At 73.3% G+C, this 13,138-nt stretch carries 8 protein-coding genes and 1 pseudogene; 7 read left to right on the plus strand and 2 right to left on the minus strand.

Annotated elements, in window-relative coordinates; genetic code table 11:
• Positions 1-9 precede the first annotated feature (9 nt).
• The 3 genes from EV284_RS11245 to EV284_RS11255 all read left to right on the plus strand — a co-directional run bounded on the left by EV284_RS11245 (position 10) and on the right by EV284_RS11255 (position 3,943).
• On the plus strand, positions 10-1,440 hold the full coding sequence (locus EV284_RS11245) for an FAD-dependent oxidoreductase (RefSeq protein WP_130332789.1): 1,431 nt from the start codon (positions 10-12) through the stop codon (positions 1,438-1,440).
• Positions 1,441-1,565: 125 nt separating this feature from the next.
• The gene (locus EV284_RS11250) at positions 1,566-2,027 is read left to right on the plus strand and encodes a hypothetical protein (protein ID WP_130332791.1); all 462 of its coding nucleotides are present in this window, start codon (positions 1,566-1,568) and stop codon (positions 2,025-2,027) included.
• A gap of 152 nt (positions 2,028-2,179) precedes the next feature.
• Positions 2,180-3,943 (plus strand): glycoside hydrolase family 18 protein, encoded by a 1,764-nt coding sequence (locus tag EV284_RS11255; protein ID WP_242625640.1) that lies wholly within the window; start codon positions 2,180-2,182, stop codon positions 3,941-3,943.
• Here the strand turns inward: EV284_RS11255 and EV284_RS11260 are convergent.
• Positions 3,885-4,556 (minus strand): annotated as a pseudogene (locus tag EV284_RS11260) (phosphatase PAP2 family protein); the annotation flags it as partial. The gene EV284_RS11255 and the pseudogene EV284_RS11260 overlap by 59 nt on opposite strands.
• A gap of 399 nt (positions 4,557-4,955) precedes the next feature.
• Positions 4,956-6,290, minus strand: a complete 1,335-nt coding sequence (gene gabT, locus EV284_RS11265; RefSeq protein WP_130332795.1) for a 4-aminobutyrate--2-oxoglutarate transaminase — start codon at positions 6,288-6,290, stop codon at positions 4,956-4,958.
• A 246-nt stretch (positions 6,291-6,536) separates the two neighbouring features.
• Here gabT and EV284_RS11270 point away from each other — a divergent pair, with 246 nt between their 5' ends.
• The 4 genes from EV284_RS11270 (at position 6,537) to EV284_RS11285 (ending at position 13,074) form a co-directional block, all read left to right on the plus strand.
• Positions 6,537-8,663 (plus strand): ATP-binding protein, encoded by a 2,127-nt coding sequence (locus EV284_RS11270; RefSeq protein ID WP_130332797.1) that lies wholly within the window; start codon positions 6,537-6,539, stop codon positions 8,661-8,663.
• 121 nt (positions 8,664-8,784) lie between these two features.
• Entirely contained in the window at positions 8,785-10,368 is a 1,584-nt protein-coding gene (locus EV284_RS11275) for a PucR family transcriptional regulator (RefSeq protein ID WP_130332799.1), read from the plus strand.
• A gap of 138 nt (positions 10,369-10,506) precedes the next feature.
• A complete protein-coding gene (locus EV284_RS11280; protein WP_130332801.1) occupies positions 10,507-11,952 on the plus strand; it encodes an aldehyde dehydrogenase family protein in 1,446 nt (481 codons plus the stop codon).
• 255 nt (positions 11,953-12,207) lie between these two features.
• Complete coding sequence (locus EV284_RS11285) at positions 12,208-13,074, plus strand: formate/nitrite transporter family protein (RefSeq protein ID WP_242625641.1); 867 nt, start codon at positions 12,208-12,210, stop codon at positions 13,072-13,074.
• Positions 13,075-13,138: the final 64 nt, after the last annotated feature.

A 13,138-nucleotide genomic window follows, 5' to 3' on the forward strand; every position in this document is an offset into this window, starting at 1 on the left:
GTTGAAATCATGGCCCCTAGCGCCATGAGCCGTGGAAAAGACAACTGGATCGCTTCCCTCTCCGAAGCCCAGCCGGTCCCCTACTGGCTGGAGGACCCCGGCAGGCCCCGCCCCGAGCCCGCGCTCACCGGCGCCGACACCTGCGACCTCCTCGTGGTCGGCGGCGGCTACAGCGGACTGTGGACGGCGCTCAACGCCAAGGAGCGCGACCCCGGCCGGGACGTGGTGCTGCTGGAGGGGCGCGAGGTGGGCTGGGCCGCCTCGGGCCGCAACGGCGGGTTCTGCGCCGCCTCCCTCACCCACGGCCTGGCCAACGGCCTGGCCCGCTGGCCGGACGAGATCGGCACGCTGCACGAACTCGGCGCCCGCAACCTGGACGGCATCGAGGACGCGCTCGCCCGGCACGGCGTCGACTGCGACTTCGAGCGCACCGGCGAGATCGACGTGGCCACCGAGACCTACCAGGCGTGGGAGCTGCGCGACTGGCACCGGGAACTCCAGGACAAGGGCCTCGCGGACGGCATGGAGTTCCTCGACCGCGACGCCCTGCGCGCCGAGGTCGGTTCGCCCACCTTCGAGGCCGGTCTGTGGGACCGCCGGGGCGTGGCCCTGCTGCACCCCGCCAAACTGGCCTGGGGACTGAAGCGGGCCTGCCTCGCCCTCGGAGTCCGGGTGTACGAGCACACCCCGGCCCTGACCCTGAAGCAGTACGGCGCGGGCATGGAGGCCGGCACCCCGTACGGCACGGTCCGGGCCCGCAAGGTCGCGCTCGGCACCAACGTCTTCCCGAGCCTCCTGCGCCGGGTCCGCTCCTACACGGTGCCGGTCTACGACTACGCGCTGACGACCGAACCGCTGAGCCCTGAGCAGCTCGGCTCGCTCGGCTGGAAGAACCGCCAGGGTCTCGGGGACGCGGCCAACCAGTTCCACTACTTCCGGCTGACCCCGGACAACCGGGTGCTGTGGGGCGGCTACGACGCGATCTACCCTTACGGGGGCCGGGTGCGCGCGGAGTACGACGACCGGCCGGAGACCTACGCCAAGCTGGCCGGGCACTTCTTCACCTGCTTCCCGCAGCTGGAGGGGGTCCGCTTCACCCACGCCTGGGGCGGCGCGATCGACACCTGCTCCCGCTTCTCGGCGTTCTTCGGCACCGGCCATCAGGGCCGGGTCGCCTACGCGGCGGGCTACACCGGGCTCGGTGTGGGGGCCACCCGCTTCGGCGCCGACGTGATGCTGGACCTGCTGGACGGCGCGGACACCGAGCGCACCCGGCTGGAGATGGTCCGCAAGAAGCCGCTGCCGTTCCCGCCCGAGCCGTTCGCCTGGACCGGGATCGCCCTGACCCGCTGGTCGCTGGCGCGGGCCGACGCGCAGGGCGGGCGGCGGAACCTGTGGCTGCGGGCCATGGACCGGCTGGGGCTCGGCTTCGACAGTTAGCCCCCCGACCGCCTCGTGTGATCCAGGTCACTCGAAAGAGCCCGGTGAACTCGCGTAATGCGAGCGGCCCGACCTCCCTCTCCTTCGCAGACGCGCGTGTCCGCGAAGGAGAGGGAGGTCTTTTCATGACAGGGGCGAAGACTGCGGTGGAGTGGCTGGCGTCCGTCGCGCCGGACCCGGAAGCCTGCCGGTGGGAGTGGGAGCGGAGCCCGCTCGGGGTCGCCCTGCTGCCGGCCGGGAAGGGCTGGGACGTGCTCGTCCTGCCGGGGGAGCTGGGATATCCGACGCTGGACGTGCTCACCCGTGTCCTCGATCAGCCCGGCCCGGTGCTGGTCGACTTCGGGGACGACCGGGTGGGCTTCTTCGTGCCGCCCGGCACGGCCACCCGCTGGCTGGGCACCGGCATCCGCACCGCCGGGGCCGGCACCTGGATCGTCGTGCCGTACCCCGGCCGGGCGACCCAGGGGGTGCGCTGGCTGGTGCCGCCGGACGGGTCGGGCACGCTCACCGACCCGGCGCTGCTGGAGCTGGCGATGCACGAGGCTGCGGCCGCGCTGGCGAGCGAGGGGGACGGGCGCCGCCCGTGACTCCCTGACGGGCCCCTGGGGGTTCTTCGGCGGAGACTCCTTGACAACAGAATTGGTCTGGACCAAGTTGGGTGCACCCTCGACCTCCAACTCCCCCATGCCTGGAGGCATTTGTGGACCGTTCCCGACCCCTGGTCGCATTCCTCACGGTCATGGCTCTCGCCGTGCCCGGCAGTGCCGCGCTCTCGTCGGCCGCCCGCGCGGCCGACGCGGACGCCGCGGTCAACGGCGGCTTCGAATCCGGACTCTCCCCCTGGACCTGCACCGCCGGCACCACCGTCACCTCCCCGGTGCACAGCGGCTCCTCGGCGCTGCAGGCCACGCCACAGGGCAGCGACAACGCCCAGTGCGCCCAGACGGTGTCCGTCAGACCCAACTCCCAGTACACACTGGCCGCATGGGTGCGCGGCTCCTACGTCTACCTCGGCGCGAGCGGCACCGGCACCACCGACGTCTCCACCTGGACCCAGTCCGCGCCCGACTGGCAGAAGCTCACCACGACCTTCACCACCGGCGCCGACACCACCAAGGTCACCCTCTACACCCACGGCTGGTACGGCACCGGCGCCTACTACGCCGACGACGTCTCCCTCACCGGCCCCGGCGGCGGCACCACCACCCAGCCGCCCACCGTGCCGACCGGCCTGAGGACGGGCACCGTCACCGCCACCTCCGTCGCCCTGTCCTGGACCCCGGTGACCGGCGCGACCGGCTACGCGGTCTACCGGGACGGCGTCAGAGTCCAGAGCCCGAGCGGCACTTCGGCCACGGTGAGCGGCCTGAACCCCTCGACCGCGTACGCCTTCCAGGTCACCGCCGTCAACGGCGCGGGGGAGTCCGCCCGGTCCGCCACGGTGACCGCGACCACCCCGCCCCGCAGTGACGGCGGAGGCTCGTCCGACCTCCCCGCCCACGCCCTGGTCGGCTACCTCCACGCGAGCTTCGCCAACGGTTCCGGGTACACGCGGATGGCCGACGTGCCCGACAGCTGGGACGTCATCGACCTGGCCTTCGGTGAGCCGACCTCGGTCACCTCCGGGGACATCCGCTTCAACCGCTGTCCCGTCTCCGAGTGCCCGAACGTGGAGAGCGACGCCGACTTCAAGGCGGCCATCAAGGCCAAGCAGGCCGCCGGCAAGAAGGTGCTGATCTCCATCGGCGGCCAGAACGGCCAGGTCCAGCTCACCACCACGGCCGCCCGCGACGCCTTCGTCTCGTCCGTCTCGAAGATCATCGACCAGTACGGCCTGGACGGCCTCGACATCGACTTCGAGGGCCACTCGCTCTCCCTGAACACCGGCGACACCGACTTCAGGAACCCGACCACCCCGGTGATCGTCAACCTGATCTCCGCGCTGAAGACCCTCAAGGCCAAGTACGGCGCCAAGTTCGTGCTCACCATGGCCCCGGAGACGTTCTTCGTGCAGAACGGCTACCAGTTCTACGGCAGCGGCAAGTGGGGCGGGCAGGACCCGCGCTGCGGCGCCTACCTCCCGGTCATCCACGCCCTGCGCGACGACCTCACCCTGCTGCACGTCCAGGACTACAACTCCGGCCCGATCATGGGTCTGGACAACCAGTACCACTCCATGGGCGGCGCCGACTTCCACATCGCCATGACCGACATGCTGCTCACCGGCTTCCCGGTCGCGGGCGACGCGAACAACGTCTTCCCGCCGCTGCGCCCCGACCAGGTCGCCATCGGCATGCCCGCCTCGGTCAACGCGGGCAACGGCTACGTCGCCCCGGCCGAGGTCACCAAGGCCCTGGACTGCCTCACGAAGAAGACGAACTGCGGCTCGTACCCGACCCACGGGACCTGGCCCGCGCTACGGGGTCTGATGACCTGGTCGGTGAACTGGGACCGGTTCGCGGGCTGGGAGTTCCAGCGGACCTTCGACTCCTACTTCGGCTGAGCACCAGGCTCAGGCCGGTCAGCAGCACCGCGCCCAGGCACCAGGACGCCAGCACGTCCAGCGGCCAGTGGTAGCCCCGCCGCACCAGCCCGTACGACACCGCGAGCACCAGCGCGGCCGGGACACCGACCGCCGCGAGGCGTGCGGCGCGGGTGCGGCACCAGGGGAGCAGGAGCAGCGCCGAGGCGCCGTAGGCCACGGCCGCCGTCGCGGTGTGGCCGGAGGGGAAGTAGCCGGTGGCCGGGGGCACCACGGGGGTCCCCGGCCGCGCGGTCCACAGCTTCAGCGGGACCACGATCGCCGGGAGCACCGCCATCAGCAGCGCGGCCGCGCCGGGCGGAAGCCACCAGCGGGGCATCCTGGCGCTCCGGCCCCGCCAGGCCGCGTAGCCGAGGGCGAGCACCAGCACCGGTACGGCCACCGGGATGCCGCCGAGGTCGGAGAGGTGTTCGGAGAAGCGGTCCGGGTGGACCAGTCCCCGGCTGAGCCGGGCGTCCAGTGCCAGCAGCGGGCCGTGTGCCAGGACCTGCCAGGTGAGCAGCGCGAACAACAGCGCCGGGAGACCGGTCAGCAGGGCGGCGGCGAGGGCGAGGCGACGGGCGGGAGTGGACACCGGGCCAGCTTCGCATGTGCGCGGGCGGCGAGAAGGAGGTCGGCCGCCCCGGAACAGGGGGGGTGGTTCCGGGGCGGCCGACCGGACCGGGATGTCGCGCGCCCCGGGGGGTTTGGGGCGGCGACCGTCCGATCGGTGTGGAGATCCCGGAGCCGTCAGGCCCCGGTTGTGTGCGCGAGGGCACGACCAGGTCGAAGCTGGGGAGGCCCCGGCCTGAGCTCGCCCGCAGTCCCCTGCGAGCGGGGTGTATCTCTCATCGGGACCGAACTTACGGCAGGCGGAGGCGGTCGGACAGACGCAATCGCGTCCTGTCATCCACCTCGCACACGTTCTTCACACGGCCTGCCGCTGTCGCCCGCCAGAGGTACGGACCACTCGCTGAACGAGCGGTCCGGTCGCTCAGATGCGCGAGAAAGCCTGCTCGATGATGTCCAGGCCCTCGTTCAGCAGGTCCTCGCCGATGACCAGCGGGGGCAGGAAGCGCAGCACGTTGCCGTAGGTGCCGCAGGTCAGGACCAGCAGGCCCTCCTGGTGGCACGCCTTGGCCAGCGCGGCGGTGGCCTCGGCGTTCGGCTCCTTGGTGTCGCGGTCCTTGACCAGCTCGATGGCGATCATCGCGCCCCGGCCCCGGATGTCACCGATGATGTCGAACTTCTCGGCCATGGTGGCCAGGCGGCCCTTCATGACCTCCTCGATGTGCTTGGCCTTGCCGTTGAGGTCCTGCTCCTTCATCGTCTCGATCGCGCCGAGCGCGGCCGCGCAGGCCACCGGGTTGCCGCCGTAGGTGCCGCCGAGGCCACCCGCGTGCGGGGCGTCCATGATCTCGGCGCGGCCCGTCACGGCGGCGAGCGGCATACCGCCCGCGATGCCCTTGGCGGTGGTGATCAGGTCCGGGACGATGCCCTCGTCCTCGCACGCGAACCACTGGCCGGTGCGGCAGAAGCCGGACTGGATCTCGTCGGCCACGAACACGATGCCGTTGTCGCGCGCGAACTTCGCGATCTCGGGCAGGAAGCCCTTGGCCGGCTCGATGAAGCCGCCCTCGCCGAGCACCGGCTCGATGATGATCGCGGCCACGTTGTCCGCGCCGACCTGCTTGGTGATCTGGTCGATCGCCTGCTTGGCGGCCTCCGGACCCGCGTTCTCGGGACCGGTGGGCCAGCGGTAGCCGTAGGCCACCGGCACCCGGTAGACCTCGGGCGCGAACGGGCCGAAGCCGTCCTTGTACGGCATGTTCTTCGCCGTCAGCGCCATCGTGAGGTTCGTGCGGCCGTGGTAGCCGTGGTCGAAGACGACGACCGCCTGGCGCTTGGTGTACGCGCGGGCGATCTTCACCGCGTTCTCGACGGCCTCGGCGCCGGAGTTGAACAGCGCGGACTTCTTGGCGTGGTCACCCGGGGTGAGCTCGGCCAGCGCCTCGGCGACGGCGACGTAGCCCTCGTAGGGGGTGACCATGAAACAGGTGTGGGTGAAGTCGGCGAGCTGGGCGCTCGCGCGGCGCACCACGGCCTCGGCGGAGGCGCCCACCGAGGTCACGGCGATGCCGGAGCCGAAGTCGATCAGGCTGTTGCCGTCGACGTCCTCGATGACACCGCCGCCCGCGCGCGCGACGAAGACCGGCAGCGTGGAGCCCACGCCCTGGGCGACGACCGCGGTGCGGCGGGCCTGAAGCTCCTGCGACTTCGGGCCGGGAATGGCGGTGACGACGCGGCGCTCCTGCGGAAGTGCGGTCATGCGGGGCTCCTGGGGGTATTACGGACGCTTGCCTTGTTTTCCCGCAGGCTAAGACGGGTGCCGTGGGGTGGGCATGCTCCATGTGGGCGTTGTCGGCGCGGCCCATTGTCCGTGGTGGACATGGCGGGCCGGGCCCTCGGTGCGGCCGGACACCGGACGTCGGCCGCGTAAACCGTGAACTCCCCTTGCGGGGGCGTTAGATTGACTCGCTGACGGTGACGGACCGGCTGGTCAGGGGGCAGGGCGATGGACAGCGAAGGTACGCGGGACACGCGGGCCACCCGAACGGGCCCGGTGCCGCGCCCGACGCGGCCCCCGGAAGGGTCCCCGCCGCCCATGCCCACGATGCCACCCGGAGCCCCGCCCCGCCCGGACGGCTCGGCCTTCCTCGCCTGGCTGCGCGCCGCCCGGCCCGCCGCCGCGCCCGGTGTGTGGCGCCTCGGGCACCGGCCGAGGCCGGAGACCGAGCCCGAGCTGACCCCGGCCCGGCAGCTGCTCAGCGGGGCGGTGATCGCGTTCCTGGTGGGCTGGCTGGTGTGGTCGCTGCTGTGGAACGGCTACCTCGGCAGCTGGTGGGTGCTCCCGCTGGAGCTGTTCACCCCGGACTCCTGGCGCGAGGGCAACGACCGCGTCGGCAACGCCGTCCTCTGGTACTCGTACTACACCCTCATCGCCCTCGCCATCCTCTTCGTGGTCGCCCGGATCGGGCGCTGGGGCGAGGTCTGGCGGCGGTTCGGGCCGCCCGCCTGGGTCAGGTCCGCCACCCCCGCCGAACCACCGCCGCCCGTGCCCGGCGAGGACCCCGCCGACTGGCCCGAGCTGCGCGCCCACGGTGCCCGCGAGGCCGCCGAACGGCTCGCCGCCGAAGCACGCACCGGGCTCATGCGGGACGTCGACCACGCCCGGATCGACCGCGCCTGGCAGGGCGTGCGCTCCGGGACGAACACGCTGGCCGCCTTCACCGGCGCCGTCCTGCGCGACGGCTCCGCCGCCTGCCCGCACCCCTCCGGCGACCGGGACCTGCCCGCCCGGCAGGCCCGGCACGACCTGCTCACCGGCCAGGTCCGGCTCGGCACCGCCGCCGACGACCCCCGCAACCCCTACCAGTACCGGGGAGCCGGACTCGCCCTCGGCACCGATCTGCTCGGCACCTCCCTGGTCGCCGTCGGCCCGGCCGGCTCCGGCAAGACCGGCAGCCTCGTGCAGCCGCTCGCGGAGTCCCTCTGCCTGCACGCCCTCGCCGGCCGCGCCGCCGTGGTGAGCGTCGGCGCGGCCGGCGCCGGGATCGGTCCGGCCGAGGCGTACGACGTGGTGGTCCGCGTCGGCCACCCCGACTCGGTGTACGACCTCGACCTCTACGGCGGCACCACCGACCCCGACGAGGCGGCCGCGATACTCGCCGAGGCCCTCGTCGGCGACCTCGCCGACCCGCACCCCGGCTCCGACAGCCGCCGCTCCACCACCGTCCTCGCGCAGTTGCTCGGCCCCTTCCGCGCCGTCCACCAGCGCTTCCCCTCCGTGCCGGAGCTGCGCCAGCTCCTCGACGGCGCCCCCGGCCCGATCGCCGCGCTGCGCAAGGCGCTCACCGAGACCGGGCACGCCTCGCTGCTGCGCGAACTCGACGCACGGGAGCGGCAGCAGGCGCACCCCGGTGACGTGGCCGCCGTGCTGGCGGACCGGGTCGCGCTGCTGGACCGGCCCGCGTTCGCCGCCTTCTTCGACACCTCCGGCACGTCACGGCCCTTCACCCTGAAGGCCCTCGACCACCCGGTCCGCGTTCGCATCGACCTGCCCCAGCGGGGCCACGCCGACGCCTCCCGCATCCTGGCCCGCCTGGTGCTGGCCCAGTTCACGGCCGCCGTCACCGCCCGCGAGGACCGCTCCCTCTTCGCCTGCCTGCTGCTCGACGAGGCGGCCGGGGTCGTCACCCCCGAGTCCGTGCGCGGCGTCCAGCGGCTGCGCTCGGCCAACGCGGGCGTCGTCCTCACCCTGCGCACCCTGGACGACGTCCCCCGCCCGCTGCGCGGTCCGCTGCTCGGCGCCACCGGGTGCCGCATGGCGTTCTCCGGGCTCACCCCCTGGGACGGCCAGGACTTCGCCGAGGTCTGGGGCAAGGAGTGGATCGAGACCCGCGACGTCACCGATCGCCAGATCATCGCGGAGACCCCGGCCGGGAAGGCCGTCCACATGCTCCGCCGCGTCATCACCGGCCAGGCCCCCACCGCCCGCGCGGTCACCGTCCGCCAGGTGGAGCGCGAGCGGTGGTCCGCCTCCGAACTGGCCCACGCCGTGCCCCCGGGGCACGCGGTCCTCTCCCTCACGACCGTGCGGGGTGAGCACGCGCCGCCCCTGCTGGTGGACCTGAGGAGCTGAACGGAGGTCCGCGACCGTACGGTGAGGCAGAATCGGGATGGGCCGTTCATACGTGGCGGCCAAGAGATGACTGCTCCAGGCCGGCGCGACGGTGCGCCGGCCGCCCCGACCTGAAGGTCCCATGCCGCCGACGCTCGCCTCGCTCGTCCACCACTCCGCGCTGAAGCTGACGGTCCGCGCGGGGGAGGACCGGCTCGACGTGCCCGTGCGCTGGGCGCATGTCAGCGAGCTGGCCGACCCCGTGCCGTACATGGAGGGCGGGGAGCTGCTGCTGATCACCGCGCTCAAGCTGGACGCGGAGGACCCCGAGGCGATGCGGCGGTATGTGAAGCGGCTGGCCGGCGCGGGCGTCGTCGGCCTGGGCTTCGCGGTCGGCGTCAACTACGACGACATCCCCGAGGCGCTGGTGCAGGCCGCCCGGCTGGAGGGGCTGCCCCTGCTGGAGGTGCCCCGGCGCACCCCGTTCATCGCCATCAGCAAGGCCGTCTCCGCCGCCATCGCCGCCGACCAGTACCGCGCCGTCACCGCGGGCTTCGCCGCCCAGCGCGAGCTGACCCGGCAGGCGCTCACCACCGGCCCGGAGGGCCTGCTCGCCGCGCTCGCCGCGCAGGTCGACGGCTGGGCCGCGCTGTACGACGCGTCCGGTGCCGTCGTCGCCGCGGCGCCCGAGTGGGCGGGGCGCCGGGCCGCCCGGCTCACCGCCGAGGTCGAGCGGCTGCGGGAACGCCCCGCCCCCGCCTCCTCGGTGGTCGCCGCCCCCGACACCGAGGACCGCGTCGAGCTGCACTCGCTGGGCACCGGCCGCCGCCCCCGCGCGGCACTCGCCGTCGGCACCGCGGCCGCCCCCGGCACCGCCGAGCGCTACGCCGTGCACTCCGCCATCGCCCTGCTCACCCTCACCACCGAGCGTTCCCGCTCCCTGCATGCCGCCGAACAGCGGGTCGGCGCGGCCGTCCTGCGGATGCTGCTCGCGGGCGAGCCCGACCACGCCCGCGCGGTCGCCGGCGACCTGTACGGCGGCCTGCTGGATGCGCCGTTCCGGCTGCTGGTCGCCGAGTCCGCGCCGCGACAGGGAACGGACGGCGACCCGCTGGACGCGCTCGCGGAGGCCGCCGAGTCCGCCGCCGCCCGCTCCGGCGAAGCCGTGCTGGTGGTACCCGAACGGGACCGGCTGGTGGTGCTGGCCACCGACGGGGGCGCGGCCGTCACCGCCTGCACGGCCTACGCGGGCGCGCTGGAGGCGGCCCGCCTCGTCCCGGAGTCCAAGGGCGGTGACGACGACGCGCTCGTGGTCGGCCTCTCCGCCCCGGCCGGCCCCATCGCGGCCGCCTCCGCCTACCGCCAGGCCGAGCAGGCGCTCTCGGTGGCCCGGCGGCGCGGCCGGGTCCTGGTCGAGCACGAACACGTGGCGGCCGGCTCGGTCCTCCCCCTGCTGGCCGACGACGCGGTACGGGCCTTCGCCGACGGCCTGCTGCGGGCGCTGCGCGACCACGACGCCACGGGGCGCGGGGACCTCGTCGCCTCGCTGCGGGCGTGGCTGTCCCGGCACGGGCAGTGGGACGCGGCCGCCGCCGACCTCGGCGTGCACCGCCACACCCTGCGCTACCGGATGCGCCGGGTCGAGGAGATCCTCGGCCGCTCCCTGGACGACCCGGACGTCCGGATGGAGCTGTGGCTGGCGCTGAAGGCGACCTCGGGGGAGTAGCCGCCCCCGCGCCCACCCCGCCGAACCGGCACATCGGCCGCCCGTTTCCGTACGACTCGGACAAGCGACCGCCGCGTCCGCCCGCCCTACCGTGGATCACGCACATCACCCCCCGACGCGGAAGGGCCGGACCCGCACATGACCTCCACCCACGCCTTCTGGCTGGCCGGCCGCCAGGCCACCGGCGAGGACAGCTTCGACGTCTCCTCCCCGTGGGACGGCCGCGTCGTCGGCCGGGCCAGCGTGCCCACCGACGCCCAGGTCGAAGAGGCCGTGGCCGCCGCGTACGCGGTCCGCGACGAGTTCGCCGCCGTCCCCGCGCACGTCCGCGCCACCGCCCTCGACCATGTCGCGAGGCGGCTGACCGAGCGCACCGAGGAGATCGCCCAGCTGATCTCCGGCGAGAACGGCAAGCCCATCAAGTGGGCGCGCGGCGAGGTCGCCCGTGCCGTCTCCGTGTTCCGGCTCGCGGCCGAGGAGGCCCGGCGGTTCAACGGCGGCGAGGCCCAGCGGCTCGACACCGACGCGGGCGGCCAGGGCCGCATGGCGCTGATCCGCCGCTTCCCCAAGGGTGTCGTCCTCGGCATCGCGCCGTTCAACTTCCCGCTGAACCTGTGCGCGCACAAGGTCGCCCCGGCCATCGCCGCGGGTGTCCCGATCATCCTCAAGCCCGCCCCGGCCACCCCGCTGTCCGGCCTGGTCATCGGCGAACTGCTGGCCGAGACCGACCTGCCCGCCGGCTCCTGGAGCGTCCTGCCGGTCGCCAACGACAAGATGCCCGCGCTGGTCCAGGACGAGCGCCTCCCGGTGATCTCCTTCACCGGCTCCGAGCAGGTCGGTTACGCGATCATGGACTCGGTGCCGCGCAAGCACTGCACGCTGGAGCTGGGCGGCAACGGCGCGGCCGTCGTCCTCGGCGACTGGGCGAGCGACGCCGACCTGGACTGGGCCGCGAGCCGCATCGCCACCTTCTCCAACTACCAGGGCGGCCAGTCCTGCATCTCGGTGCAGCGCGTGATCGTGGACGGCGCGGTGTACGAGCGGCTGCTGCCGCGCATCGTCGCCGCCGTCGAGGCCCAGGTCACCGGTGACCCGGCCGACGACAAGACCGAGGTCGGCCCGCTGGTCAGCGAGGCGGCCGCCGAGCGCGTCGAGTCCTGGGTGAAGGAGGCCGTCGAGCTGGGCGCCACCCTGCTCACCGGCGGCGAGCGCGACGGCGCCACCTACGCGCCGACCGTCCTCACCGGCGTGCCGGCCGGTGCCACCCTCGCCACCGAGGAGGTCTTCGGACCGGTCCTCACCGTCACCAAGGTCGACGGCGAGGCCGAGGCGTTCGCCGCGGTCAACGACTCCAAGTACGGCCTCCAGGCGGGCGTGTTCACCCACGACATCCAGGCCGCCTTCCGCGCCCACCGCGCTCTCGAGGTCGGTGGCGTCGTCATCGGCGACGTCCCGTCCTACCGCGCGGACCAGATGCCGTACGGCGGCGCCAAGCAGTCCGGCGTCGGCCGCGAGGGCGTCCGCTCCGCGATGGACGACTACACCTACGAGCGCGTCCTGGTCCTCACGGGCCTCGCACTCTGACCTGCCACGGACAGGTCACCACCGGAACGGCCGGAGCCCGCTGTGCGGGGGCTCCGGCCGTTCTGTTGTGCCCGCGGTGATAAGCGGTACCGATGACGCGATCGGTTTCGCCTCTTAAGTCCGATAAACAGTGCCTATCGAGTCATTGATTGCGCTTTTGACTTTTTCGTACCCACGGGCGCACACTTCCCTCCGCATGGAGCCGCAGTCGGAGCGGTCATTCGCGGAAAGTGAGAGGGCATCGTGCCGATACCCATGGAAGACGCCCTGGACGAGCAGGTCGCCACCGCCCGGAGCAAGGCGAAGCTGCTCCGTTCCCCCGGCCGCTACCTGGTCCTCTCGGCGCTCGCCGGGGCCTTCATCGGCATGGGCGTCGTGCTGATGGTCAGCGTGTCCGGCCCGCTCAGCGCCGCGCACTCGCCCTGGGTCAAGCTGGTCCAGGGCCTGGTCTTCGGGGTCGCGCTGACGCTGGTGATCTTCGCCGGCGGCGAGCTGGCGACCAGCAACATGATGACGATGGTCCAGGGCGCGATCCGCCGGGTCATCTCGCCCGTCAACGCGCTCGCCGTGATCGTCGGCTCCTTCGTCGGCAACCTGGTCGGCTCGGTCGCCCTCGCCTGGCTGGTCCACGCCGCCGGGGTGCTGGACGTCGTCGCCGCCCCCGGAGCGCCCGCCCCGGGCCTGGCCGGTCTGACCGGCATGCTCACCGCCAAGATGGCCGAGAGCGGCGAGGCGATGTTCTTCCGCGGCGTGCTCTGCAACTTCCTGGTCTGCCTGACCGTGTGGATGGGCGTGCGCACCCGCTCCGACGCCGCGAAGATTATGCTGATCTTCGCGGGCATCCTGGCCTTCGTCGCCTCCGGCTTCGAGCACGTCGTCGCCAACATGACGACCTTCTCGCTCGGCCTCTTCGAGCACGTCCCCGGCGACACCCTCGCCGCCTTCGGCCACAACCTCCTCCTGGTCGGCCTCGGCAACCTCGTCGGCGGCGGCCTGCTGGTCGGTGTCGCCTACGCCTTCACCGGCCGCCGCACGGCGCCGCCGGTCACCGGCGCCGACAGCGTCCCGGCCCCCCGTGCCGGCGAGGCGCCTCTCGCGGCCCCGGCGGCCGGCAACGCCTGAGCCGGTACGACCAACGACCGCCCGGCCCCTCCTCAGGGCCGGGCGGTCGTCCATGCGCGGAGAG

It is taken from the genome of Streptomyces sp. BK022 (assembly GCF_004217355.1).
In the GTDB taxonomy this organism is placed as follows: Bacteria; Actinomycetota; Actinomycetes; order Streptomycetales; family Streptomycetaceae; genus Streptomyces; species Streptomyces griseoluteus.

Excerpts from the sequence above, each read along its gene's own strand:
- EV284_RS11255 (WP_242625640.1), top strand. The coding sequence starts at position 2,180 with ATGGCTCTCGCCGTGCCCGGCAGTGCCGCGCTCTCGTCGGCCGCCCGC.
- EV284_RS11280 (WP_130332801.1), top strand. The coding sequence starts at position 10,507 with ATGACCTCCACCCACGCCTTCTGGCTGGCCGGCCGCCAGGCCACCGGC.
- EV284_RS11250 (WP_130332791.1), top strand. The coding sequence starts at position 1,566 with ATGACAGGGGCGAAGACTGCGGTGGAGTGGCTGGCGTCCGTCGCGCCG.
- EV284_RS11275 (WP_130332799.1), top strand. The coding sequence starts at position 8,785 with ATGCCGCCGACGCTCGCCTCGCTCGTCCACCACTCCGCGCTGAAGCTG.
- gabT (WP_130332795.1), bottom strand. The coding sequence starts at position 6,290 with ATGACCGCACTTCCGCAGGAGCGCCGCGTCGTCACCGCCATTCCCGGC.
- EV284_RS11245 (WP_130332789.1), top strand. The coding sequence starts at position 10 with ATGGCCCCTAGCGCCATGAGCCGTGGAAAAGACAACTGGATCGCTTCC.
- EV284_RS11270 (WP_130332797.1), top strand. The coding sequence starts at position 6,537 with ATGGACAGCGAAGGTACGCGGGACACGCGGGCCACCCGAACGGGCCCG.
- EV284_RS11285 (WP_242625641.1), top strand. The coding sequence starts at position 12,208 with ATGGAAGACGCCCTGGACGAGCAGGTCGCCACCGCCCGGAGCAAGGCG.